This window comes from Streptomyces sp. NPDC048361, from assembly GCF_040651795.1.
Taxonomy (GTDB): Bacteria; Actinomycetota; Actinomycetes; order Streptomycetales; family Streptomycetaceae; genus Streptomyces.
Window position 1 is genome coordinate 14,737 of the sequence record NZ_JBEZKW010000030.1, and the last position, 25,997, is coordinate 40,733.

Below are 25,997 nucleotides of genomic sequence, written 5' to 3' on the forward strand. Positions count from 1 at the left end.
CAGCCGAACCGTCCCCGAACCGCGGGCTACAGGGCCGGGATCCGGCCGCAGAGCCAGTTGCCCGGTTCCGCCGGGTCGTCGCTGAGCCAGAACTGGCGCCACAGGAGGGCGAACTCCTCGCGGCTGAGGTGACCGTCGCCGTTCAGGTCGAGCCGCTCGAACACGCCTGCCGTGTCCACGGGCCGACCGTTCCAGGTCTCGACGAGCGTGCGGTGTTCGCCGGCGGAGATACGGCCGTCGCCGTTGGCGTCGACCGCGTCGAAGAGGGTATCGGCGGTCGCGGTGACGTCGGCGACTCGGGCGGGCAACTCGTCGACGAGGCTGAGGAAGTCCGCCATGCCGACCCGGCCGTCACCCTTGCCGTTCCCGGCGTCGAGGAGCGCCGCCCACCAGCCCATCAGAAGCGCCTCGACCCGCCCGTGCAGCTCCGAACCGGCGGCCACGGCGGGCATCCCGCGCCATCGGGCCACCAGCGCGGTGAAATCGTCTTCGCACAGGCAACCGTCGCCGTCCGCGTCGAACGCGGCGAACATCCCCGTGAGTTTCCGCACCTGAAACGCACTGGCCATGCGGGGCCTCCCTCGATGCCGACCCGACGGACAGTGGCGACTATAGGTCGGGGCACCACCCTCGCCCCACGGGCACATGTGCACGAACAAACACCTGAGCCCGTCCTCCGTTCGGCAGGTGGAGACTCCGGAGCCTGGAAACGGCGCCGCTCGGCCGTTCGGCTGTGCCCTCGCTCACACCGCCGAAGCGTGCACTTCAGCGGCCCAACTCGTGGGTAATGTAGCCGTGTTGTGGTCCACAACTTCTACTCACGGAGGACATCGTGTCCGGTTCCGTCATCCTGGCTGGGGCCCGTACCCCCACCGGTCGCCTGCTCGGGGCTCTGAAGGACTTCTCCGGTGCTCAGCTCGGAGCCATCGCGATCAGGGCGGCCCTGGAGAAGGCCGGGGTGGCGCCCGAGCAGGTGGAGTACACGATCATGGGGCAGGTCCTCACCGCGGGCGCCGGGCAGATCCCGGCCCGTCAGGCCGCCGTGGCCGCGGGCATCCCGATGAGCGTCCCGGCGCTGACCGTCAACAAGGTGTGCCTCTCCGGTATCGACTCCATCGCGCTGGCCGACCAGCTGATCAGGGCCGGCGAGTTCGACCTGGTGGTGGCGGGCGGTCAGGAGTCCATGTCGCAGGCTCCGCATGTGCTTCCCCAGTCACGCGCGGGGTTCAAGGCCGGTGACGTGCAGATGATCGACCACATGATCCACGACGGTCTGTTCTGCCCGTTCGACCAGGTGGGCATGGGCGTCTCGACCGAGAAGTACAACAGCCGCTACGCCGGGGTGACCCGGGAGAAGCAGGACGCCTTCGCCGCCGCCTCGCACCAGCGGGCCGCGGCCGCGGCGGCGGCCGGACGGTTCGCCGACGAGATGGCGCCGGTGACGGTCCCGCAGCGCAAGGGCGACCCCGTGGTGTGCGACACCGATGAGGGGGTCCGCCCCGACACCACGGCGGACGTCCTGGCCAAGCTGCGTCCCGTGTACAGCGCCGACGGCACCATCACGGCGGGCACGGCGTCCCAGATCTCCGACGGCGCGGCGGCCGTGGTCGTGGCGAGCAAGGCCAAGGCCGAGGAGCTGGGCCTGTCCTGGATCGCCGAGATCGGCGCCCACGGTGCGGTGGCGGGGCCGGACGCGAGCCTGCACGAGCAGCCCTCGAACGCGATCAGGGCGGCGCTGACCAAGGCCAAGCTGGACGTCTCCGATCTGGACCTGGTGGAGATCAACGAGGCGTTCTCCGCCGTCGGCATCGTCTCCACCGAGCAGCTGGGCCTCAGCCCCGACATCGTGAACGTCGACGGCGGGGCCATCGCACTGGGCCACCCGATCGGCGCTTCCGGCGCGCGACTCGTCGTCCACCTCGCGTACGAGCTGCGCCGCCGCGGCGGCGGTCTCGGCGTTGCGGCGCTGTGCGGCGGCGGCGGGCAGGGCGACGCCCTGCTGATCCGCGTACCGTCCGCCTGACGCCCGCCACTCTGGCGGTCCAGGCCCCGTCCGCCTGACGGCCCATCTGCCGATCCGCGCGCCGTCCGCCTGACGGGTGGCCGCGGCACGCGGTACCTCGGCCGAGGGATGCCGCCCCAACACCGAGGCCCCCGGGCGCGGCCATCACACATCGCACATCGCACCAAGGATCGACAGGGCCCCCTGGGCGCGGCCATCACACGCCGCACTCAGGGGGCCTCTCCTGTGCCCTTGGCGGGCCACAACACCAGCGTCAATGGAGCCAGTTGGGGCGCAGCCGTCACGGCGCCGGCGTGGCCCCCCGGTCCTGCGGGGCCTGCGCCTGCGCCGGACCCGCGGTCGCCGGCGCGGGCTTCGGCCGGAGTACGAGGAGCATCGTGCACACCACGGCCGCGCACACGATGTTGACAACCATCGCGGCGACATAGACGTGGTGGAACGAGGCGATGCCGCCGGGCGTCGAACCAGCGGCCATGATCGAGGCGAAGCCCGCGACGCCGACCGAACCACCGACCTGTCGCACCGTCAGTGTCATACCGAGGCCACCCGCGAACTTGGCCGGCGGCACCGTCCCCGCCGCGAGCGACGACATGCAGGTGATGGCGAGGCCGAGCCCGCCGCCGCCGAGGATCGCGGCGGGGAGCCAGCCGCCCAGGAAGTTGGGCGTCGCGCCGAAGAGGCCGGAGGCCCAGATCGCGTTGCTGCCCGTGAAGGACAGTGCGCCGAGCACCGTCACCTTCACCTGGGTCGCCGGCCGGGTGAGCCGGCCGGCGGCGAGCGAGCCGGCCATCGAGGAGACGGCGCCGACGCTCAGGGCCCCGGCCGTCTTGAGGACCGACCAGTGCCAGATGTCGGCGGCGAACAGCGGGGCTGCCAGCATCCACGCGAACATCGTCATGTTGAGAAGGCCGAGGCCCACATTGGCGGTGCGGAAGACGGGGCTGCGCCACACGGCCATCTCCAGCGCCGGCGCCGGGTGGGTGCGCGAGCGCAGCACGGTCACCGCGACGAGTGCGAGGCCGACGAGACCGAGCCCGATGGTGCGGGCGTCCGTCCAGCCCCAGGTGTCCCCCTCGGTGAGCGCGCTCACCACGCCGCCGATGCCCAGGGCCAGCGCGATGCTGCCGACCGCGTCCGGCAACCGGTCCCCGGTGCCGAGCCACCGCTGCTTCGGCAGGATCACCACGGCGGCGATCAGCATCGCGCCGCACAGCGGCAGGTTGATGTAGAACACCGAGCGCCACCCGAAGGCGCGCAGCAGGAGACCGCCCGCGGCCGGTCCGATGACGGCGGAGAAGCCCGCCACCGCGGACCAGGTGCCGACCGCCCGCGCGATGCGCTCCCGCGGTGTCGTGGCGAGGATCAGGCCGAGCGCGGCGGGGATCATGCCACCGGCCGCCGCGCCCTGGACGACCCGCGCCGCGATGAGCCACCAGATGGACGGCGCCACGGCGCAGACGAGTGAGGCGGCCGTGAAGGCGGCCAGGGACCAGAGGAAGACGGTGCGCCTGCCGATGCTGTCGGCGATCCTTCCGGCGGGTGTGAGCACGGCCGCCAGCAGGATGGTGTAGCCGCTCAGCACCCACGTCATGGTGTTGAGCGACGCGCTCGGGAAGTCGTCCAGGATGTCCGGGAAGGCGATGCTGATGATCGAGAGATCGAGGAAGGCCATGAAGCTGGCGCCGCTGCACAGGGCGAGGACACGGGCCGGGTCGACCTCCCGCGTGCTGCCTTTGGGCTCAGCCGACTCGTCGGGCATACCGGTCCCCTCGGTTGGTGTACGTCGTCGTACCGGCCCGCAACCCAACTCCGCGCTCGGGCAGGCTGGTTGCACCGGCGCGGCCGAAGCAAGTGTGCCCGTATGCCGTGAAGGAGCGGAGTGAATTGTGTGACCACTACATGTGACGACCATCACTCGGCATTCACTCGAAGATCTTTACCGCCATGCCTTGCGGTGGCTCTCGCGGCAGGCCAATGATGGGGCGGGGCGCCTGGTGGAGCGGGTGACGACGTGGGAGTTCACCGCCCCTGGCCATCTGACGAACCACCTCTGCAATCCGGTACTTGCGCACGCCTGCACGACAGCGTTTCTGCACAACAGCACCTGCGACTTCGGCAGTTCAGCACTTGGCGTACTGGCAATCCTGACAACGCGAACACCTCACGCCTGCACGGCGGCGCGTGGGTCGACGCCGCTCGATCTCGGGGGAATCGGCACGGGCGCACGGGGGCTCCACCCCTGTACGCGCGCTGGGATCCGGCGCTTGGGGGCCTCGTCATCGGGCCGGCTCGGGCGCCTATGCCGCCTGCCCCGGGACGGTTGGCGCTCGTGATCGCGCCAAGGGTCATCACGGGGGAGACATGGCTTTGACTTCTTTGAGTTCCGTCCTGATCGGTGGCGGGAGCGTGCTCGTCCGCTGCGGCGAGATACTCCTGGCGAAAGGTCACCGCATCACGGCCGTGGTGACGGGGGACGCCACCGCCCGGTCCTGGGCGGTCAAGGCGGGCATCGCACAGCACACGCATGCCGAGGCCGTCACCCGCGCACCACAGCTCTCCTGCGACCTCCTGCTGAGCGTCGGCAACTACGCGGTGGTGCCCGAAGCGCTGCTGAGCTGCGCGGAGCGAGGCGCCGTCAACTACCACTACGGCCCGCTTCCCGCCTACTCCGGCCTGCACACACCGTCCTGGGCCATCGCGGAGGAGGCGCGGGAGTACGGCATCACCTGGCACCGTATGGCCGAGACGGTCGACGGCGGTGCGGTCATCGGCCGTGTTCCGGTGACCATCGACCCCGAGGACACCGCACTGTCGCTGGGTCTGAAGTGCGACGAGGCGGCGGTGGCCGGCCTGGCCGTGCTGCTCGACGAGATCGCGGAGGGCCGCGAGACGGCGACCCCGCAGGACACGTCGGCGCGCCGTTACTTCTCGCGGCACTCCCAGTTCCCCGCAGAGGGCCTGATCGACTGGAGCCGTCCGGCGCACCGCGTCGCGGCCCTCGTCCGGGCCACCGACTACGGCCCGTTCGCAAGCCCGCTGGTGTGGCCCAAGATTACTTCCGGCGGCCACGTGTACGCCGTCCGTGAGGCCCGCGTCGAGAGCGCCGCATCCGATGACACGGCTGCCGCTCCCGGCACGGTCCTCTCCTGCGACGACGCGTCGGGCCTGCGGGTGGCCACGGGTGCCGCAAGCATCGCCCTGACCCGCCTGTGCACCCTGGAGGGCGAGGAGCTCACTCCGTCAACTGCCGCCGCGGTCATGGGGGTTGCGGCCGGATCCGTTCTGGATGTCCCCGCTGAGGGCGCGAGCGCGCGGCTCACCGAGGCGGGCCTCCAGGCCTCCCAGGCCGCCAACCGCTGGCGTACACGTCTGATCGAGGCCGGCGACCACCCCTGCCGGCTGCCCTACCCGGACACCGCGGACTCCCCCGTCGCGAGCGGGCGGCCCGATCCCGTGCTCGTACGCTGCCCCGTGCCGCCCCTGAGCGACGACACCGGCCCGGACACCTCGGCGGCCACCGCAGCCCAACTGGCCGGTGCACTCGGGCTCTTCCTCGGGCGCGCGACCGGTCAGCGGGACATCCACCTCGCAATGACCGCTCCCCGGACGGGTGTTGACACGGCGCACCGGGCCCTGTTCAGCGCGTGGCTGCCGCTGCCGTGCCGGGTCGACGCCGACGCGACGGTCACGGAGAACCTGCGGGCCGTGCGCGAGGAGTTCACCCGCGGCCAGGACCGCGGATGGATCCGCCGCGACGCGGTGGGCCGGGACGACACGCTCCGCGAACGCTGGAACAGCGGCGCGCTCATACCGGACGTCCTGATCTCCTGGGGCGACCGTGACACCGACCACGACACCGGCGGCCACGGCTCCGCCGAACACGGCGGCCGCCGTCCCAGGCTGGAGCTCCACGTCGAGCAGGACGCATCCGGGGACGGCGCGCTCGTCACCTTCCACCACGATGCGCGGCTGGCGGCCGAGGACGTCACCCGGCTGGCCGGCCAGTTCGCCGCATGGTGCGCCCGTCTCGCCGCCGCCACCGAGCTCGTGCCGGCCGACGTCGACCTGCTCGGTACGGACGAACGGGCGCTCCTCGTCGAGGAGTTCAACGACGCGTCCGGCGCCGTCGTCCGCCCCGAGCACGGCCTGCACCGGCTCTTCGAGGAAGTCGCGCTCGCCCACGCCGTGGCCACCGCGCTGGTCTGCGCGGACGAAAGCCTCACCTACGCCGAGCTCAACACCCGCGCCAACCGGCTCGCCCACACCCTGAGCGAACGAGGCGTGAACCGGGGCGACTTGGTGGGCGTGGCCCTCGACCGCTCGATCGACCTCGTCGTCGCCCTCCTCGCGGTCCTGAAGACGGGCGCGGCCTACGTCCCCGTCGACCCCAGGTTCCCTGCGGAGCGCATCCGCCAGATGATCGAGGACGCCGAGCCCAGGCTCATCGTCACCCCGGTCGCCACGCCCACCGCCCTCGCCGCCTGGGAAGCCCGCTGCGTGAGCGTCGACGCGGGCGCCGGGCAGAGCGCCGGGGACAGCCTCGCGGTCGAGGTGGGCGCCGACGATCTGGCGTACGTGATCTACACCTCGGGCTCGACGGGCCGCCCCAAGGGCGTCGAGATCACCCACGGATCCCTCGTCACGTTCCTGGCGGCCATGCGCCGGAGTCCGGGGTGCGCCGCCGATGACCGGCTCCTCGCCGTCACCACGGTGTCCTTCGACATCTCCGTACTGGAGTTGTTCCTGCCGCTGCTCAGCGGCGCGACCACCGTCATCGCGCAGGCCCAGGAAACCCTCGACGCCAAGGCGCTGAGCGGGCTCCTCGAACGGCACGCGATCACCATGATGCAGGGCACCCCCGCCACCTGGGAGCTGCTGCTGGAAGGCGGCTGGCAGGGCACCACGACACTGAAGAAGATCCTCTGTGGCGGCGAGGCACTCTCCCGCGATCTCGCCGACCGGTTGCTCGCCACCTCGGACGCGCCCTCGGTGTGGAACATGTACGGCCCCACCGAGACCACCGTGTGGTCCACGGCGTGGGAGGTGGCGGCCCGCGCCGAGGAGCGGAACATCGTCATCGGCACCCCGATCGACCACACGCAGGTCTACGTCCTGGACGAGAACCTCGCGCCGGTACCACTCGGCTTCCCCGGTGAACTGTGCGTCGGCGGCGCGGGGGTGGCCCGCGGCTATCGCGACGACCCCGAGCAGACACGACTGCGCTTCGCGGACAATCCCTTCGGGCCCGGCTCGCTCTACCGCACCGGCGACCTGGCGCGCTTCGTCGCACCCGGCCGGCTGGCCCTCCTCGGGCGCAACGACCGGCAGGTCAAACTGCGCGGCCACCGCATCGAGTTGGCGGACGTGGAGGCGGCGGTCAGCCGTCATGAGTCGGTCCGCCGCGCCGTCGTGGTGGGCCGCGACGAGCACCTGGTCGCCTACTGCGTCCGCTCCACGGCCGGCGCCGCGGATCCCGCCCCCGTGGACCAGGGCGCAGCTCTGGCCGAATGGGCCGCAGCCTGGGACCGCGCCTACGGAGCCGACGGCGAGAGCGCACCCTCCGGCTCCGAACCCGCCTCCGCCGACGCCACGTTCAACTTGGCGGGCTGGCGCACCAGTTACGATGGGCTCCCCTTCTCCAACGGCGAGATGCGCGACTGGCAGCAGAGCTCGGTGCGGCGGATCCTCTCCTACGCGCCGGAGAACGTCTTCGAGATCGGCTCCGGCAGCGGTCTGATGCTGTTCGGTCTGGCACCGCACTGCCGCACCTACCATGCCGTGGACGCCTCAGCCGCGGCCGTCGACATGATCCGGCGGCACGCGGCCTCCCTGCCGCAGGTGACCTGTGAACAGCGCGCCGCCCACGCCCTGCCCGAGGTGGCCGACGGCGCCTTCGACACCGTGGTCGTCAACTCGGTGGCCCAGTACTTCCCCAGCGTCGACTACCTGACGTCGGTCCTCGCATGGGCGACCAAGGCCGTCACCAACGGACGTGTCTTCCTCGGTGACGTACGCGATCTGTCGACGCTCGACGTCTTCCACGCCGATGTGGCGGACTTCCGCGCGGACGGTGAGACCGGCGGTATCACCGCCGAGAAACTGGCCCGGCGCACCGAGCGCGGGATGCGCGCGGAGCGCGAACTGGTGCTCAGCCGCGACTACTTCGCGAACCTGCCCCACCTGTTCCCGGCGATCACCCGTGTCGACATCACCCTGCGCGAGGGCCGCTACGTCAACGAGATGACGCGCTACCGCTATGACGTCACCCTGCACATCGGCGAGGACACGCCGAGCGCCGCACCGGCCACGGAGAAGGAGTGGCCGGCCGCCGGCTTCGACGCGGCCGCGCTCCGCGCCGAGCTGGGCTCCCTCGGTGACGCCCCGCTCCGCCTGAACAACGTCCCCAACGGCCGCCTCGCCGAGGTGTGCGGCCGGGTCGCCCCGGCCCTGGCGCTCATGGGCGCGGCCGCCCCGGTCCCCATGTCCTGGGCCGATCCCGCCGATCTGGCCGCCGCCGCCCAAGAGGCAGGCCTGGAGCTGGCGTTGCTGCCCGGGCGCTCCGGCTCCCCCTGGACGTGCGACGCCCTGTTCTGGCGGCCGGGCCAGAGACCCGACCTGAGCCCCCGCCCCGCCGAGGCCAGGGACCGTGACGCGCTGGGTGCGTACGCCAACACACCTGCGGTGGGTGAGCCGGTCAAGGCCCCGCTGAACCGGGTGCTGCGGCCCTGGCTGGCCGAGCGGCTGCCGGAGTACATGGTGCCGGCGTTCATCGTGGAGCTGGACGACCTTCCGCTGACCCCCAACGGCAAGATCGACGAGAACGCGCTGCCCGACCCGGTGGTCGAGGTCGACGCCGCGGCCAAACCCGCCACCGAGCTGGAGCGGGACATCATGGCCGTGTGGGCCGAGGTGCTCGGCCACGACCGGATCGGCGTGAACCAGAACTTCTTCGAGATCGGCGGCAACTCACTGCGCGTCGTCCGCGTCCAGACGCGCCTCGAAGAGCTCCTCGGACGGCCGGTCTTCGGCGCCAAACTCTTCGAGCACTTCACCGTGAAGTCCCTCGCCACCTATCTGGCCGGTGAGACGAAGGCGAGCCGCACGATCGTGCCCGACCGCCGGCGCGCCGACCAGGACGAGCCCATCGCCGTCATCGGCATGGCCTGCCGCCTCCCCGGCGACGCCAACACCCCTGAGGAATACTGGGAGTTGCTGGAGCGCGGTGGGGACGGCATCGTCGAGGTCCCGAAGGACCGCTGGGACGCCGAGGCCCTGTACAACCCCGACCCGGAGGTGCCCGGCACCTCGTACTGCAGCCGGGGCGGGTTCGTCGGACCCATCGACCTCTTCGACGCCCCCTTCTTCGGGATCTCACCGCGTGAGGCCCGCTCCCTCGAACCCATGCAGCGCATGGTCCTGGAGACCACCTGGGAGGCGTTCGAGCGGGCCGGCTACACCCTGGACCAGCTGCGCGGCAGCCGGACCGGTGCGTTCATCGGCGTCGGCAAGAGCTCGGCGTACCACGAGTACGGGCTCACCATGGCCGGCACCCTCACCGATCTCGACGGCTATGTGGGCCCCGGTTCCGCGGGCGGCACGATGTCGGGGCGCGTGTCGTACGTGTTCGGCCTCGAAGGCCCCACCCTCACCCTGGACACGGCCTGCTCCTCATCCCTGGTCACCACCCACCTGGCGTGCAACGCGCTGCGCAACGGCGAGTGCGATCTGGCGGTGTCGGCCGGTGTGAGCTTGATGCTGACGCCCGAACTGCACGTCGAGTTCAGCCGCCTGCACGGTATGTCGGCGGACGGCCGCTGCCGGTCGTTCTCCTCCGACACCGACGGCACCGGCTGGAGCGAGGGCTCCGCCGCGGTCGTTCTCAAGCGGCTCTCCGACGCCCAGCGCGACGGCGACCCCGTCCTGGCCGTGCTGCGCGGCACCGCCGTCAACCACGACGGGCACGCCGCGAGCCTGACCACGCCCAGCGGCCCCGCGCAGCAGCGCGTGATACGGGCCGCCCTGGCCGCGTCGGGGCTCCAGCCCGACGACATCGACTATCTGGAGGCGCACGGCACCGGCACCAAGCTGGGCGACCCCATCGAGGGCACCGCCCTCGCGGAGGTCTTCGGCAGCAGCCACTCCGACGAGACGCCGCTGTGGGTCGGTTCGGCCAAGTCCAACCTCGGCCACACGCAGGCCGCCGCCGGCCTGGCCGGGGTGATGAAGGTCGTTCTGGCCATGCGCCACGACACGCTCCCCCAGACGCTGCACGTGGCCGAGCCGACTCCGGCCGTGGACTGGGCGGGCGCCGGCATGGCGCTGGTCCGGGAACAGCGGCCGTGGCCGGCGAAGGACGTGCCGCGCCGCGCGGGCGTCAGCTCGTTCGGTATCGGCGGCACCAACGCCCATGTGATCGTGGAGGAGCCACCGCGCCAGACCGCACGACCCGCCGAGGGGGCGGCGCCCGCGCCGCTGCCGCCCACCGTGCCGTTCGTGGTGTCCGGCCACAGCGACGCCGCCCTGCGCCAGCAGGTGGAGAACCTGCATCTGCACATGGGCATGAACATCCAGGACCGCCTCGGCGATGTGGCCCGCTCCCTCGCGACCACGCGCAGCCACTTCCGCCGTCGGCTGGTGCTCGCCGTCAAGGACAAGGCCGAACTCCTCGACAAGCTGGCCTCGTTCGCCCGCACCGGCGAGCTGCCCGCGGATTCGGTGCGTACCGGCAACCACGCGGAGGAGCCGCGGCTCGCCCTGCTCTTCACGGGCCAGGGCAGCCAGGTGCCCGGTATGGGCAAGGACATCTACGACGTCCACCCGGTCTTCCGCGAGACGCTCGACGAGGTCGCCGCCCGCTTCACCGGCCTGGAGCAGCCCCTCCTTGACGTGATGTGGGCCGCGCCGGGCAGTGCGCGGGAGGCGCTGCTGCACCGTACCGACTTCACGCAGCCCGCCCTGTTCGCGCTCCAGGTGGCGCTGTGGCGGCTGTGGGAGAGCTGGGGTGTGCGTCCCGAGCTGCTGCTCGGGCACAGCATCGGTGAGCTCGCCGCCGCCCATGTGGCGGGAGTGTTCGACCTGGACGACGCCTGTCGCCTGGTCGCGGCCCGCGGCCGTCTGATGCAGGCGCTGCCCGCACGCGACGGCGCGATGGTGTCACTGGAGGTTACGGGCGAGGAGGCGCAGGCCGCCCTCGACGCTCTCGGACTGCGCGGCAGACTGGACGTCGCGGGGCTCAACACCCCGACCCAGACCGTACTTTCTGGCGACACCGATGCCGTCGAGGCGATCACCGCGCACTTCACGGAGCAGGGCCGCAGAGCCAAGCGCCTTACGGTGTCCCACGCCTTCCACTCGCACCACATGGACGCCATGCTCGACGAGTTCCGTGCCGTGGCGCAGGGTGTCACCTTCAGCCCCGCCGCGATCCCCCTCGTCAGCAGCCTCACGGGTGAGCGCACGGTGCCGGGCGAGCTGGAGCAGCCCGGCTACTGGGTCCGCCAGGTGCGGCAAGCGGTCCGCTTCAGCGACGGCATGCGCAGCCTGCGCCGCGAGGGCGCCAACACGTTCTTGGAGCTCGGCCCGCAGGCCGTCCTTTCCGGGATGGGCGCGGCCTGCCTGGCCGACGACGGGCCGGTGTCGTGGATGCCGTCGTGCACCCCGGGCAAGGACGGCGCGTCGGTGGTCCAGCGGAGCCTGGCCGAGCTGCATGTACGGGGCGTCCCGGTCGACTGGGCCGGCTACTTCGCACCGTTCGGCGGTGCCCGGGTGGCTCTGCCGACGTACGCCTTCCAGCGGGAGCGGTTCTGGTTCGAGCCGCCGGTGTCCCGCGAGACCGGCGCCGGACTCAGCGCCACCGGGCACGCGCTGCTCGGCGGCGGGGTGGAGATCGCCGGCACCGACCTGTCGCTGTTCACCAACGTGGTGGCGGCCGACCAGCCGGTGTGGGTGCGGGAGCACCGGGTGATGGACGCGGTCCTGATGCCGGGCACGGCGTTCTTCGAGGCCATGCGGGCCGCGGGCGACGCCGCGCACGAGGGCGACTGGGACCTGTCGGACGTGGTCATCGCCTCGCCTCTCGTACTCGCGGCCGGGGTGCCGGTGCGGATGCAGGTCACGGTGGGCCCGAAGATCGGGGAGGCCCGGCCCGTCCAGGTCTACAGCGCGCCGGAGGGCGAGGACGGCGCGTGGCAGCTGCACGCCGAGGGCCGCGTCACGCCCGCGCAGGAAGGCACCGGCGCCTCGGTGACGGTGCCGCCGCCGGGCGCCGAGCCTCTCGACGCGTCCGCCCTCTACCGCGACCTGGACGCGCTCGGCTACGGCTACGGGCCGACCTTCCAGGGCATCAAGGAGGCGTGGCACGTCGGCGGGCAGGTGTGGGCGCGGGCCGCGCTGCCGGAGGACGCGGAACAGTCCGCCGGAGGCTACGTACTGCACCCGGCCCTGCTCGACTCGGCCATGCACTCATTGCTGCTGACCCAGCGGCTGCAGAACCGCAGCGGCGACGACCTGTTCGTGCCGTTCGAGGCCGAGCGTCTGTCGCTGCGGGTCAAGGGCCTGTCGGAGATCTGGGTGCGGGTCGCCGAATTCGAGCTGGGCGACGGCGAGTTCTGGGCCTCGCTCGACATCCACGACGGTGATGGCACCCCCGTCGGACGGCTGCACCGGCTGCACGCGCGGCGGGTGGACCGGGCGGTGTTGCGCCGTCTCGCCGCCGCGGGTGTGGACCGCTTCCAGTTCGACGTCGGCTGGAAGCCCGTGGACACCGCCGGCCTCGAACTGGGCGGCTCCTGGGGCATGATGGCCCCGGCCGGGAACGTCACGTGGGAACGCGAGGTCAAGACCCTGCTCGCCCGGGCCGGCATCCAGGTCATCAAGGTCCGGGAGCCGGCGGACGCCGAGGACCTCGACGGGCTGGTGTGCCTGTGGGACTCGGATGCCGATGTGCCGTCACAGGCCCACGCGTTCGCCGCCGAGGGGCTTGCGCAGCTCCAGGAAGCGGTGCAGACGGAGTTCCGTACCCCGCTGGTCTGGGTGACACGGCACGCGGTCGGCACCGGCGCCGACGACATGGTGTCCGGTCTGGGCGCCGGCCCCCTGTGGGGTCTGATGCGGACGGCCCGCAATGAACACCCCGAGCTGGCACTGCGCCTGATCGACCTCGGCGAGGGCGAGGCGGACCGTGCGGCGCTGCCCGCCGCGTTGATGCTGGAGGCCGAACCGGAGTGCGCGCTGCGCCACGGCGAGGTCCTGGTGCCGCAGCTGCTGCGGGTGGGCTCGGCCCGCGATCTGGAGCTTCCGGCGGAGGGCCGCTGGCAGTTGGAGATCGCCGCCAAGGGCCGGCTGGACGAGCCGCTGAAGGTCAGGCCGCTGCCGGAGCGTGCCATCGCGTCGGGTGAGATCCGCGCGGAGGTGCGGGCCTCGGGGGTCAACTTCCTCGACGTCCTCAACGCGCTCGGCATGGTGGAGATCCCGGCGTTCGGCCTGGAGTTCGCGGGTGTGGTCACCGAGGTCGGCGCCCGTGTCGACCAGGTGAAGGTGGGCGACGCGGTGCTCGGTCTGGCCCGCGGCTCCTTCGCCTCCGAGGTCGTCACGGACGCGCGCCAAGTGGTGCGCATGCCCGAGCACCTCACCTTCGAGGAGGCCGCCACCATTCCGATGACCTTCCTCACCGCCTGGTACGGCCTGCACGAGCTGGGCGGTCTGCGGGCGGGCGAGCGGGTCCTGATCCACGCCGCGGCCGGCGGCGTGGGCATGGCGGCGGTGCAGCTGGCGCAGCTTCACGGCGCCGAGGTGTACGGCACCGCGAGCGAACCCAAGTGGCCCGCGCTGCGCCAACTCAGCCTGAACGACGCCCATATGGCGTCCTCGCGCGACCTGGGCTTCGTCGAGCACTTCGGCCGGAGCGACGGCGACGGGGGTGAGCGCGGGGACGGCGACGCCAACCCGCGCGGAAGGTTCGATGTCGTCCTGAACTCCCTGGCCACCGAGTTCATCGACGCCAGTCTCGCCCTGCTGGGCGACGGCGGACGGTTCCTGGAAATGGGCAAGATCGATGTGCGCGAGCAGGCCGCCATCGACCGGAGCCACCCGGGTGTCACGTACACCGTCTACAACCTGCCGGAGGCGGGCCCCGACCTCATCCAGCGGATGCTGGTCTCCATCGCCGAGCTGTTCGGCCGGGGCAAGCTGGTGCCGCTGCCGCTGCGCGCCTTCCCCATGACGCACACCTCCGACGGGCTGCGCTTCATCGCCCAGGCCCGGCACGTGGGCAAGGTGGTCCTGGTCCCGGCGCGGCAACGTCACTTCGTCGGGGCAAACGGCGCTGTGCTGGTCACGGGTGGCGCGGGCGACCTCGGGCGACGCGTCGCCGGGTGGCTCGCCGACACCCACGGCGTACGCGATCTGGTGCTGACCTCACGCCGGGGGATGGACACCCCGGGCGCCGAGGCCCTGGTGGCGGAGTTCGCCGAGCGGGGTGTCACGGTCATCGTGATGGCGTGCGACGCGGGCGTACGCGACGAAGTCGCCGCGGTGATGGCGCTGTTCGGGGACGAACGTCCGCTGCGCGGCGTGGTCCACGCGGCCGGTGTGCTGGACGACGGCGCCCTGACCGACCTGACACCGGAGCGGTTCGACGCCGTCTTCGTGCCCAAGGTGGACGGGGCGTGGCATCTGCACGAGCTGACACGGGACATGGAGCTGGACTTCTTCCTGATGTTCTCCTCCATCGCGAGCGTCATGGGGGCGCCCGGCCAGGGCAACTACGCCGCGGCCAACGCCTTCCTCGACGTGCTCGCCCATCTGCGCCGGGCCAAGGGCCTGCCGGCCACCTCGGTGGCGTTCGGCCCCTGGGAGGGGGCCGGCATGGCGGCCGGGCTCAGCGAGTTCGACCGGGCCCGCTTCGCGCAGCTCGGCCTGGACCGGCTGGCCCCGGACGAGGGCCTGGAACTTGTCGAGCTGGCGGTCAAGAGCGGCCGCGCGCTGACCATGTCCGCCGCGCTCGACCTCAACCGCGTACAGCATTACTACGAGAGCCGCGGCGGCATACCGCCGCTGTTCCGGTCGCTGCTCAGTGGCGGCTCCGGCAAGCGCGCGGGGGCGGGCGGCGCGGCGGATCTGCGCAAACTCCTGAGTGAGGCCGCGCCGCAGGAGTATCCGGACGTGGTGCTGGGCGTGGTGCGCGCGGAGGTCGCCAAGACGCTGGGCTTCGCCTCGCCGGAGGCCGTCGACGTCAGTGTGTCGCTCCAGGACATCGGCATCGACTCGCTGACCGCGGTGCTCATGCGCAACCAGCTCGCGGACCTGACCGGGCTCGCCCTCCCCGCGAAGATCGCCTTCGACCACCCCAACCTGACCTCGCTCGCCGGCTTCCTCCTGGACAAGCTCCTTGAGGCAGGGCTCGAAACGGCGCCCGCGGCGGCCGCAGCCCCGACGGCCACGGAGGCGGCCGGTGCCACGGGCATCGACCTCTCCACGGCCCGCAAGGGATGCCTCGACCCCGAGCTGCGTTTCGACAACGCGGCCGCGGCGCCGGTCCGTCCTGAGGCGGTCTTCGTCACCGGCGCCACCGGGTTCGTCGGGGCGTATCTGCTGCACGAGCTGCTCGCGTCCGAGGTGGTCGCGTACTGCCTGGTGCGGGCGGACGACGCCCGCCAGGGCATGGACCGCCTGGTCGGCTCACTCGACGGCTACGGCCTGTGGCAGGAGGAGTACGCGCCGCTCCTCAACCCGGTCGTCGGTGACCTCACGAGGCCGCTGTTCGGCCTGTCCGAGGAGGACTTCGACGACCTGGCCGAGCAGGTGGACGCCGTCTGCCACTCCGGCGCCCTGGTGGACTGGATGCGACCGCTCGACGACTACACCGGCCCCAACGTGGTCGGCACGCACGAGGCGCTGCGGCTGGCCTCGCGGGGCCGCGGCAAGGCGTTCCACTTCGTCTCCACCTCCGCCACGCTGCCCAAGTACCTGGGGTACGAAGTCACCGAGGACGACCGGGAGTTCGGCTACCTCACCTCCAAGTGGCAGGCCGAGCAGATGGTGGCCGCCGCCCGCTGGCGCGGCGCACGGGCGTCGACGTACCGGCTGCCGTTCGTGGGGGCTTCGACCCGCACCGGGCACTTCCGGCTCGACCGGGGCGACTTCCTGCACAACCTGATCACCGGCAGCCTCGAACTCGGGAGCTTCCCGGCGCTGGACGCCGATCTCACGACGGTGCTGCCGGTCGACTACCTGTGCCGGACGATCGCCGCGGCGATGACGGACGACCTGGAGCGCATCGGCCAGGACTACGACTTCGTCAACGCCGGCGCCCCCACCTTCGACCGCTTCTTCGAGATGGTCGGCGCCGCGGCGGGCGGGGCGCGGGTCGTGCCCTTCGACGCATGGCGGGAGCGGGCGCTGGCGTTCGCCTCGCAGCACCCGGCGGGCCCGCTCGCGCGGATCGCCGCCCTGGTGGACGGCCTCACCGCGCGGGGGCTCGCGGACATGTTCGCCGCGCTCCCGGTGGGTGGCGCGGTCTTCGGCGCCGGGGACTGTCCGTCCCCGCCCGTGGACGAGGAGTTCGTCCGCACCTATGTGCACCGCATCAACACTTCGGACCGAGCGGAGAACACGACGTCATGAGCGACGCGACGCAGACGCCGGGCGCGACGGTGGACGACGACACCACCGTCACCGGCACCTACCAGAAGACCGGCACCTTCCTGCATTCATCGGCGGCGGTACACGCCGAACAGCTCTCCCCCGTGCTCGACAAGTACCAGGTGGCGAAGGGGGATTGGGAGGTGCGGCTGCCTCCGCACCGGACGCTGAACGCGAGCCGATTCCTGCCCGAATCACACCCCACGCACGTCGTCCGGATGAACCTGGACGACGACCTCGCGGACAACCTGGCGCGTCAGCTGCGCTGCCAGGCGGTGATCCAGGAGAGCTTCGCGGCCGCCTCGATCGGCAGCTACTTCCCGGTCTCCACCATGTTCGAGAACTGTGTGCTGTTCGTGCCGTCGGCCAAGCGCTTCTACGACCTGAACCAGGGCATCGTCCAGGAGCACTTCCCCGAGGTCGAGACCGCGGTCGTCAACGCGTTCATCGTGCCGGCCGAGAAGCGTCCGTACGGGACGCACGCGGCCAGCTCGATCGCCCTCCAGATCCCGTCACTGGTCAAGAAGCAGCTCGGTTTCCCCACCGAGTACCGCAGCTTCCACACCGCGCTCACGCCGACGCCGCTCAGCCGACAGCCCTTCGTGATCTTCGAGGAGGCCGAGCTGGAGGCGCCCAACCTCCCGTATGTGTACGCGAGGATGCTGGAGTGCGGTCTGGAGGGCGAGGAGAAGGACGCCGTCGACAAGGCGCTGTATCTCTTCCTCGAAGGCAAGCTGTCCGAGATCGACCTGCCGTCGGTGCGGGACTACCTCATGGCGATGTACTGGGCGAAGACGTACGCCGACACGCCCTCGCCGGGCTACTACTGCGACAGCCGGGTGGGTGACGCCCTGGTCTTCGACAACTACCGGGCGCACGCCGACAGCACACTGCCCCGCACCACCAAGGACCGGCTCACCATCGACCTGCGCTGCTTCAACAGGGTGCACTACCCGAAGGGCATGACCAGCGGTCTGGACTTCATCGTGGACCCCGCCGAGCGTGCCCACCAGGTCAGGCGCAAGTGGGCGTCGATCGAGTTCCTCCTGGCCACGCTCGGCTACGAGAGCGTCGACGCATTCCTGCGCGTGGTGTTCGGCGGGGCACGGCGCGCGGCGGACATCGATCCGTTCGGCCTGATGACGGACCTGCAGTTCGGCATCTACAACAAGTCCGAGTACCACCTGCTCGATCAGAACCTCGACGACCACTACGAGCGGGTCGAGGCGCTGTACGACCGCATCGCGAAGGAGGGCGAGTACGTCCTGCCGGAGCGGGCCCGGCAGTGTCTGGCGGCGCTGAGCGAGCAGCCCGGCGGCTGACCCGCACCCACCGCCCCACCCGCTCCCCCGCCCAGTCCTACCCCTACGCCTACGCCCGCACCCGCACCCGCACCCGCACCCGCACCCGCACCCGCACCCGCACCCGCACCGATTGAGGAACGCGTTGTGAGCCCAGCCGAACCCGTGCCCGTGTCAGCCGACGTGTCCCTGGACACCGTGGACGAACTCGTGGAGCGTTTCTACACGGTCGTGCGGCTGCCCCACGACCCGTTCACGAAGGCGTTCCTCAACCGGTGCCGCTCGCGCACGATCAAGGTGGGCGGCCGCTTCTACAAGTATTTCCAGAGCGGCAGCGGCCCCACCGTCCTGCTCGTCCACGGCCTCAACACCCACCTGGGCAGCATGGTGGCGCTCGCCGAGGAGCTGCTCGGCCAGGGCTACCGGGTGGTGCTCTTCGATGTGCCGCCGCACGGGGAGGCGCTGGGCACCACGGCCGACCCTGCCGAGATACGCGCCCTGCTGCGCGCCCTGTACGCAACGCTGCCCGGCCTGCACGCGGTGGTGTGCCACTCGATGGGCGGCCTGTGGGCCCTCACCGCGTGGCAGGCCGGGGTGACGGCGCGGGCGATGGTGTCGATCTCGTCGCCGCCCACCACCGGGTTCCTGGTCGAGCGGTTCGCCGAGATGAACGCCCTCGACGACGACCGGGTCCACCAGGTGACGCGGGAGATCGAGAGAAGGTTCGGCGCGACGGTGTGGGAGGAGTATTCGGCGCTCTCGGCCGTCCGCACGATCGACGTGCCGGGGCTCGTCATCCACGGCACGGCCGACGATTATGTGCCCACGGCACACGCCGCTGAACTGCATGCGAACTGGCGGCACTCCACGCTCGAACTCGTCGAAGGAGCAGGCCACTTCGACATCGTGGAGTCGCCGGAGGTTCGGAAGATCGTCTCCGCCTACCTGCGGGGTCTTGAAGAACAGAAGTCTGAAGAACAGAAGTAAGGGGCAAATCCATTGGACACCGACACCACGGAGAAGCTGCGCCGGCTGGCCTTCACGCCGATGCGCACGCAGCCTCCGAACGCGACCCGGCCGATCCTGGAACAGGCCGCCAAGGAGGTCGAGGTCGTCGACGGCGGCAAGGTGGTCCACTACCTCTGGGGCGAGGGTGAGCCGCGGATCCTGCTGGTGCACGGCTGGGCGGGCAACGCCGGCCATCTGACCGTTCTGGCCGAGGCGCTCGGCCGGGCCGGCTGCGCCGTGGTCGTCGCCGACCTGCCGGGCCACGGCGAGTCCGAGGGGGCGGAGTCCTCCGTCATCCACTTCGCCCGCGCGGTCGAGGCGGCCCACGCACGGTTCGGTCCCTTCCACGCCGTTGTCGCCCACTCGCTGGGCGCCGCGGCCACCACCCTGGCCATGGAGCGCGGGGTCACCCTCGATCGGGCCGTGTTCGTCAACCCCATCAGCAGCTATACGAGCCTGTGGCGCCGCTCCGGCGAAGTGATGCAGGTGACGCCCGAGGCGATCGCGCTGGTGCGCGCCCGTGCGCAGGAATGGCTCGGGGTGTCCTTCGACGCCATCGAACCGGCCGCCGCCGCACGGGACTTCACCAGCCGACTGCTCGTCGTCCACGACGAGAACGACCCGGAGTCGCCGATCACCGACAGCGAAACGCTGGTGGCGGCCTGGGGGCAGGCCGAGCTGATGCGGGTGCGCGACCTGGGCCACACCAAGGTGTTGCGCGACGACGCGGTCATCCGGCGGGTTGTCGACTTCCTGACGGCCGACGGCGCGGGCGGCGGATCCGTCAGCGGTGTGGACCACATCGACGGCACAGGCGCGGGCGACGGCTCCATCGGCGGCACGGGCGACGTCGACCGCACAGGCGCGGGCGGCGGCGCGGCGGGTGGTGGAGCGCCGGGCCGATGACGCCGGCCCTGGCCGCGCGGGTGGTCGCCGCGCTCGGCGTCTTCCTGGCGATCGGGTTCCTGGGGCGCGGACTCGCCCGCCGGATCGGTCAGCCCGGTGTCGTAGGCGAGATCGCCTTCGGCATGCTGCTCGGTCCGGCGGTCCTGGGCGTTGCCGGGCCGAAGGCACAGTCCGTCCTGTTGCCCGCCGACGTGCTGGGGCCGCTGCGCGACCTCGGGCACGCGGGGCTCGTCCTGTTCCTCGTGGGCGTCGCCCACGAACTGCGGCTCGACGCCGCGCGCATCAGGGACAGGGCCGTCATCTGGACGGCGCTCGGCACCTTCGTGCCGTCCCTGGTGGCCGGCGCCGCGTTCGGCTGCTTCCTCGCACGGTATGGCGATCCCTCCGTGCGGGGGGCCGCGCCGGCCCCGGCCTTCGTGCTGCTGCTTGCCACGGCGATGGCGGTGTCGGCGGTGCCCGTGCTCGCCCGGGTGCTCGCCGACCGCGGTCTGACGACCACGCGCGCCGGCCGGCTCGCGCTGACGTCGGCGGCGCTCGTCGATGCCGTCGCCTGGCTGCTGCTTGCCGTGGTGGTGGGCATCGCCACACCCGGCTCGGGCGGTGTGTGGACCGCGACCACCGTCCTCGTGGTGGGGGCGTCGGTGGCCATAGAGGGCCGACGTCTCCTCAAGCACCCCAACGCCGGTCGTCTGTGCGCCCGTTGGCCCCGGCCGATGGCGGTGGCCCTGGGTGTCTGTGTGCTCCAGGCCGCGGATGCGGCCGAGTCACATGGACTCACCGCCATCTTCGGCGCGTTCATGGTGGGGCTCATGATCCCGCCCGACTCGCCGCACTGGGACGCACCGGTCCGCTGGGTGTCCACGCTCGGCCGGTGGCTGGTGCCGGTCTTCTTCATCGTCACGGGCCTGCAGATATGGACGGCGTCGGGCGGCATTCCCTGGCCGGTGGCGATCGCGGCCACGTTCCTGGCCGTCACCTCCAAGATCGGCGGCGGTTACGCGGTCTCCCGGCTGGGCGGTGAGGAGCACACGGAGGCGCTCCGCGTCGGCGTCATGCTCAACACCCGCGGGCTCACCGAGATCGTCCTGCTCCAGGTCGGCTACAGCGCGAAGGTGCTCACCTCCGGCCTCTACCTGGCGCTCCTGGTGACGGCGGTGGTCACGACGTCGATGACGGGCCCGCTCCTGTCACTGATCGACCGCCGCGGCCGTCCCCCCGGCGACGGCCGGCGCGAGCGGACGGTTCCGCACCCTCGTGCCGTCCCGTGTCCTCGTGCCGCCCCAGGGGAACGGGGGCGGCCGGCAGAGAAAGCGGATGGCGTACGGACAGAACAAGAACGGGCGTGACGAATCCCGGGGCTCGTTCAGCGGTGCGCCGGCGGCGGGCTTGAAGGGTGGCTCTCACAGAGCGCCGTCTGGACGGCGGATGTCATGTCGGCGCTCTGGGCGTCGGTGCCACCCAGGTAAAGGTTCACCATCGCCGTCGCCTGGCGGCCGTCGACCGTCGCGACCCCCACGGTCTGGTAGCCGGGGACACCACCGTCGTGCCCCCAGGCCAGGCCGCCGCACGGCAGGGGGTGGCTCTCCAGACCGAGCCCGTAGGCCCCGCCGTCCGCGCTGCCGGTCGGACGGGTCGTCATCATCTGGTGGAGCTGGGCAGGGCGCAGCAGTTGGCCGCCCAGGAGTGCGCCCAGGAAACGGTTGAAGTCGGCCCCGCTGGAAATCATGGAGCCACTCGCACCGGCGACCGAGGGGTTGAGTGCGGTGATGTCCTTGAGCGGCCCTCCCTCGGCCTCTCTCGCGTAGCCACGCGGGTGCCGGCCGGGGACGGCCGAGTCGTCGTCGTGCGGGACGGACGTCTGGCGCAGTCCCCATGGTTCGATGATGCGCCGGCGGATCTCGTCACCGTACGAGTGCCCTGTCACCCGCTCGATGATCATGCCGGCCAGCACGTAACCCGTGTTGGAGTAGCTCCAGCCGGTGCCGGGGGCGAAGTCCGGGGGGTACGCGAGAGCGAGCTGGACGAGGGCGCGCCCGTCGTAGTGCGTCAGCGGGTGGTCGAGGACGTCCTTCGGCTCGATGTGGTCGAGATAGTCCGGGATGCCGCTCGTGTGCTGAAGGATCTGACGGACCGTGATGTGTCGTCCGTCGTTGCCGTGGCCGCGTACGACGCCGGGCAGGTAGCGCTCCACCGGCGCGTCGAGGACTACCCGGCCCTCGCCGACCAGCTGGAGCAGGACGGTCGCCACGAACGGCTTGGTCATGCTGCCGATCCGGAACCGGCCGTCTCCGCGCATCGCCGTGCCGCTCCGCACGTCTGCGAGGCCGTCGGTCAGCACCGTACCGCCGGAACCGGCACCGAGGGCGACGAGCGCTCCCGGGGCGCCGTCCTGCGTGGTCAGCCGATGCAGGAGCGCACGGAGCCGGGTGTGGTCGGCGCTGGGGCTGCCGGCGGCGGCCTGGTCGGCTGTGGCGTACGGGGTGGTGGCGTACGGGGTGGTGGCGTACGGGGTGGTGGCGGGGTGGGCGGCCGGATGAGCGGCGTTCTGCCACGCGGGTGTGCCGCCACCCCGCGCGCACGCCGCTCCGCCGGCCATCGCGACCACCACGAGCAGGCCGCCCAACGCGCGTCGGTATCGGGTCATGTGTGTGTCCTCTGGGGCTGGGTGCCGTTCCTGCCTGGTCCTGCGCCACCCCCATGGTGTCCGGGAGCAGGCGGCCGGCGCGATGGGGCGACCACCCGGAACGGGGGTGAGGACAACCCCCGGCGCCGCCACCCCGCGCCGCCACCCGAGCCGTCATTCGTCGGCTAGTGGCCCTGGGAGTGGGGGCCCCGGTCGTTCAGGAGGGTGCAGACGAAGTCCTCCTCGACGGCGCGCAGGTGTGCCAGCAGGTCCGGGTTGGTCCTCTGGTTCACCTGCGAGGTGACGGAGACGGTGACGCTGCGGCGGCCGTCCGGGGTGCCCGCGCCGAATTGGGTGTAGCCCGCGGTGTTGCCGGTATGGCCGTACACCACCCCGCACCGGGTGGTGTACTTGAAGATCGCCAGGCCTGCTTTGTTGGCGCCGGGGCCGGCCGGCTCGGAGGCCCCGTCGACGAAGGTGCGCTGCTGCTTGCGGGTCGCGTCACCGATCAACTTGCCGCCCGCGTAGGCGGCCATGAACGTGTTGAAGTCCGCCGGAGTGGAGACCAGGCCGCCGGAGGCCCAGGATCCGGAAGCGCCGAACAACGTGGAGACGTCCTCGGCCGGGCTGCCGGGCTCGACGTCGTAGCCGTGCAGGTAGGGCTCGGGCAGCCGGTAGCCCTCCGGGAGGCTGGTCCCGGTGAGCCCGAGCGGCCGGTACACCTTCGAGGCCAGCAGGTCCTCATAGCGCTGCCCGGTCACGGCCTCGGCCATCAGGGCGACGGCGATGTTGTCGGAGTTGGAGTACTGGTAGCGAGAGCCGGGGGCGAATTGCAGGTCGTCGTCGGCGACGAAGTCGAGCAGGTGCCGGGAGTCGAAGACGTGGTGCGGATCGGCCTGGATCACGTCGACGAAGTCCGGTGCATTGCTGTAGTCCGGCAGACCGCTGGTGTGGTTCAGGAGCTGACGCAGCGTCACTGAGCCCCAGGCGTCGGGCAGTGAGGGAAGCCGCTTGGCGAGGGTGTCGTCGAGCGAGAGCTTGCCGCAGTCGACCAGACGCAGCGCGACCGCACCGCTGAACGCCTTGGCGGCGCTGGCAAGACGCATGTGGTCGGTGGCTCTCGGCGGCCGCTGGGTGCCGAGCTCGGCCACCCCGGCCTGCACCACCCGTACGTGATCGCCGTCCCTGAGCACCGCGATGGCGCCCGGCGGCCCGTCGGGCCTCTCGACCAGCTCACGGAGTCGGGCCCGGAGCGCTCCGTCCCCGTCGTCACGGGGCGCGGCCCCGGCCGGACCGGCCAGCGCAAGGGACGCGGTGAGCAGCGCGACGACCACGCGCCCACCGTGACGGGGCAGCGGCAAACGGCGGTGACGCAGTGACACGACGGGCCTCCGGGCGACGGTGGGCGGGGGTGACGGTGGGGCGGGGGCGGCGATGGGGAGAGCGGTTGCTGGTCCGGCCGCCGAGCAGGGGCCGCCGGTTGGCCATGCATCACCTGCCGGCCGCCGCCCGAAACGCTCGGCCCCCGAAATGACCCGCCCAGCCGAGCAGGCGGGCGCGCGGCCGAGGCCGGGGCGGGGGCCAGGGCGGGGGCGGGGGCCGCGGCCATCGTCATGCCCCGCAGGCTCGCGCCGAGGCGGATACCGGACGGTGCGCGAGCTCGGCGCTGCGGAAGCTACGCGGTGCGGGAGCCAGGCGGCGCGTTCGCTACGCGGTGCGGAAGCCAGACGAGGCGGAAGCCACGGAGTGCGGGAGCTACGCGGTGCACGAGCTAGCCGATGCGGGAGCTAAGCGGTGCGGGCGAGCTTCTTCAGGACGTCCTGGGCCCTCTCCCCCTCGCGTACTCCGTCGACGACGGCCTGGTGGTAGGCACGGCTGTCCTCCTCGGAGTGACAGGGCACGGGGCTGCCGACGAGCGTGTACCAGTCGGCGGCGCCCGAGTACTGCACGGCGAGGTCCGCCTCGTGCCCCGACCAGGTGGTGTGGATGGTGAGGTCCCCCTGCATCGGGCCGAACTCCTCGGCCTGCACGACGCCGGGAAGGACGTGGATGCCCACAGTGGTCCAAGATGCCCAGGTCATGGTGTTCCCTCGGTTCGCAGGAGCTCGGGCCGGGAGCCGGCCGGTGTCACAAGTCTGACCGCTCGCGACGCTCCGCCCCCCGGGACACACGGGGCACCTCCAACCACCTGCGGCCACATGGCCCTAGGGGGGTGTTCGACAAGACGTCGGCCGCCTCATTGAGCTCCATGGCGTCGAACCTCGACGCCGCCGCGGACGCCGCAAGCTCTCGTTGGTGCTGCGGATAGCCGCGGTGGCTCGCTCGCCGCCCGGGTCGGTCGTCTTCATTCCGGTGGGGAGCACATCCGTGTTCCCACCCGTACCCGGCGGGAGCTGCACCGGGGAGGGGAGGCCGGCGTCGTCGCGTGCTCAGCCTGTTGCGAAGGCCTGCTGTTCGAGTAACCCAGTTGACGACCTTGTGCGGGCCGATGATGAGCACGGCGACGACCCCGATCGCAGCCGCCCATTTATGCCCCGAGGAGCTCGAACTCCCCTTCTTCTTCCGGGGTTTCAGCCGAAACGCCGCGAGCCGCGGGAGGGACCCATACTCCGCGACGGCCTGCTGCAAGGAGGGCCCCGGCACATGGGCGGTGGCCGGCCAGGGCAGACTCGCCTCGCTGTCCGCGTCCACGACGGGAGCCGCGTAAAGGCCCTGTACGCACCCCCGTACTGCCTCGGCACCCACCGTTGGATAACGGCATGATCCCACGACGTGCGGTCAATTCCCATGGCCAGTGCGGCACTTCGCGCGACCGCCGCCCGCTCGCGGCAGCCGGACGGCGGCGGGCGTCCGGCATGGATGAGGGCGTCGGACAGCCGCGGCGCCGCAGCGGTGGACCAGAGTGCGGCGACACGCATGTTCGGGGGGCACCCCTCACCACCTGTGCGGGTGGCTCACATCACCACCTGTGGGGATGGCTCCCACACGTCACAGCTCGGTGCTGGGCTGGAACCATGTGGGGCCGTCCGCCTGTGCCTGCTTGATGCGGAACAGCGCGAACTCGCTGAGCTTCGGCAGGGCGTCCATGGTGAACCAGCCCACGTCGAGGGACTCGTCGTCGTTGACGCGGGCCTCGCCGCCGGTGGCGCGGCAGCGGAAGGCGATGTCCATGAACTGGCACTCGTCGCCGTTGGGGTAGACGACGGGGGTGGGGGCCGCCTCCACGAGGACCACCCGCTCGGCGACGCACCGTACGCCGGTCTCCTCGTACACCTCGCGCACCGCGGTGTGCGCCGGCTCCTCCCCCGGTTCGGGAATGCCGCCGATCGTCGACCACTGACCGGTGTCGGCGCGGCGGCCGAGCAGCACCCGGCCCTCGTCGTCGAAGACGATCGCGCTCACGCCCGGCAGCAGAAGCAGCTGGCGACCGGCGGTGGCCCGGATGGATCGGATGAAGTCAGGGGTTGCCATGCCCCCGACCCTAACGGCCGCCGGA

The 25,997-nt window shown here is 71.7% G+C and carries 13 protein-coding genes; 7 read left to right on the top strand and 6 right to left on the bottom strand.

The features are described 5' to 3' along the window. Positions 1 to 26: 26 nt before the first annotated feature. Positions 27 to 569: an EF-hand domain-containing protein gene (locus tag AB0D31_RS18770; RefSeq protein WP_362724000.1), complete on the bottom strand. Its 543-nt coding sequence runs from the start codon at positions 567 to 569 to the stop codon at positions 27 to 29. Positions 570 to 832: 263 nt separating this feature from the next. Here AB0D31_RS18770 and AB0D31_RS18775 point away from each other — a divergent pair, with 263 nt between their 5' ends. Beyond that, positions 833 to 2,023 (top strand): acetyl-CoA C-acetyltransferase, encoded by a 1,191-nt coding sequence (locus AB0D31_RS18775; RefSeq protein ID WP_362724002.1) that lies wholly within the window; start codon positions 833 to 835, stop codon positions 2,021 to 2,023. A gap of 280 nt (positions 2,024 to 2,303) precedes the next feature. Here AB0D31_RS18775 and AB0D31_RS18780 read toward each other — a convergent pair whose 3' ends face one another. Further along, the gene (locus AB0D31_RS18780) at positions 2,304 to 3,782 is read right to left on the bottom strand and encodes an MFS transporter (RefSeq protein WP_362724005.1); all 1,479 of its coding nucleotides are present in this window, start codon (positions 3,780 to 3,782) and stop codon (positions 2,304 to 2,306) included. 602 nt (positions 3,783 to 4,384) lie between these two features. On the opposite strand from AB0D31_RS18780, the gene AB0D31_RS18785 reads away from it, so the two are divergent. Genes AB0D31_RS18785 through AB0D31_RS18810 form a run of 6 tightly spaced genes read left to right on the top strand, consistent with a single transcriptional unit; the run spans position 4,385 to position 21,224 of the window. Then, positions 4,385 to 16,645, top strand: coding sequence for an amino acid adenylation domain-containing protein (locus AB0D31_RS18785; RefSeq protein WP_362724008.1), 12,261 nt, complete (start codon positions 4,385 to 4,387; stop codon positions 16,643 to 16,645). Beyond that, positions 16,642 to 17,985 (top strand): hypothetical protein, encoded by a 1,344-nt coding sequence (locus tag AB0D31_RS18790; RefSeq protein WP_362724010.1) that lies wholly within the window; start codon positions 16,642 to 16,644, stop codon positions 17,983 to 17,985. The genes AB0D31_RS18785 and AB0D31_RS18790 overlap by 4 nt, the downstream gene beginning before the upstream one ends. Then, on the top strand, positions 17,949 to 18,101 hold the full coding sequence (locus AB0D31_RS18795; RefSeq protein ID WP_362724012.1) for a hypothetical protein: 153 nt from the start codon (positions 17,949 to 17,951) through the stop codon (positions 18,099 to 18,101). The genes AB0D31_RS18790 and AB0D31_RS18795 overlap by 37 nt, the downstream gene beginning before the upstream one ends. A 10-nt stretch (positions 18,102 to 18,111) precedes the next feature. Then, entirely contained in the window at positions 18,112 to 18,951 is an 840-nt protein-coding gene (locus tag AB0D31_RS18800; protein WP_362724015.1) for an alpha/beta hydrolase, read from the top strand. 12 nt (positions 18,952 to 18,963) lie between these two features. Beyond that, positions 18,964 to 19,878 carry an alpha/beta fold hydrolase gene (locus tag AB0D31_RS18805; protein ID WP_362724017.1) on the top strand — a complete coding sequence of 305 codons (915 nt, stop codon included), beginning with the start codon at positions 18,964 to 18,966 and terminating at the stop codon, positions 19,876 to 19,878. Beyond that, a complete protein-coding gene (locus AB0D31_RS18810) occupies positions 19,875 to 21,224 on the top strand; it encodes a cation:proton antiporter (protein ID WP_362724020.1) in 1,350 nt (449 codons plus the stop codon). Before AB0D31_RS18805 ends, AB0D31_RS18810 begins: the two co-directional genes overlap by 4 nt. Before the next feature lie 17 nt (positions 21,225 to 21,241). On the opposite strand, the gene AB0D31_RS18815 is transcribed toward AB0D31_RS18810, so the two are convergent. The 4 genes from AB0D31_RS18815 to AB0D31_RS18830 form a co-directional block, all read right to left on the bottom strand. Then, the gene (locus AB0D31_RS18815; RefSeq protein ID WP_362724023.1) at positions 21,242 to 22,522 is read right to left on the bottom strand and encodes a serine hydrolase domain-containing protein; all 1,281 of its coding nucleotides are present in this window, start codon (positions 22,520 to 22,522) and stop codon (positions 21,242 to 21,244) included. Positions 22,523 to 22,686: 164 nt separating this feature from the next. After that, positions 22,687 to 23,802, bottom strand: a complete 1,116-nt coding sequence (locus AB0D31_RS18820; RefSeq protein WP_362724155.1) for a serine hydrolase domain-containing protein — start codon at positions 23,800 to 23,802, stop codon at positions 22,687 to 22,689. Positions 23,803 to 24,288: 486 nt separating this feature from the next. Further along, a complete protein-coding gene (locus AB0D31_RS18825; protein ID WP_362724025.1) occupies positions 24,289 to 24,582 on the bottom strand; it encodes a hypothetical protein in 294 nt (97 codons plus the stop codon). Between the two features lie 907 nt (positions 24,583 to 25,489). After that, positions 25,490 to 25,972 (bottom strand): NUDIX domain-containing protein, encoded by a 483-nt coding sequence (locus tag AB0D31_RS18830; RefSeq protein ID WP_362724028.1) that lies wholly within the window; start codon positions 25,970 to 25,972, stop codon positions 25,490 to 25,492. Positions 25,973 to 25,997: the final 25 nt, after the last annotated feature.

Bases quoted from the DNA above. Each gene is read 5' to 3' on its own strand.
- AB0D31_RS18770 (WP_362724000.1), bottom strand. From the start codon at position 569: ATGGCCAGTGCGTTTCAGGTGCGGAAACTCACGGGGATGTTCGCCGCG.
- AB0D31_RS18780 (WP_362724005.1), bottom strand. From the start codon at position 3,782: ATGCCCGACGAGTCGGCTGAGCCCAAAGGCAGCACGCGGGAGGTCGAC.
- AB0D31_RS18785 (WP_362724008.1), top strand. From the start codon at position 4,385: ATGGCTTTGACTTCTTTGAGTTCCGTCCTGATCGGTGGCGGGAGCGTG.
- AB0D31_RS18790 (WP_362724010.1), top strand. From the start codon at position 16,642: ATGAGCGACGCGACGCAGACGCCGGGCGCGACGGTGGACGACGACACC.
- AB0D31_RS18810 (WP_362724020.1), top strand. From the start codon at position 19,875: ATGACGCCGGCCCTGGCCGCGCGGGTGGTCGCCGCGCTCGGCGTCTTC.
- AB0D31_RS18815 (WP_362724023.1), bottom strand. From the start codon at position 22,522: ATGACCCGATACCGACGCGCGTTGGGCGGCCTGCTCGTGGTGGTCGCG.
- AB0D31_RS18825 (WP_362724025.1), bottom strand. From the start codon at position 24,582: ATGACCTGGGCATCTTGGACCACTGTGGGCATCCACGTCCTTCCCGGC.
- AB0D31_RS18830 (WP_362724028.1), bottom strand. From the start codon at position 25,972: ATGGCAACCCCTGACTTCATCCGATCCATCCGGGCCACCGCCGGTCGC.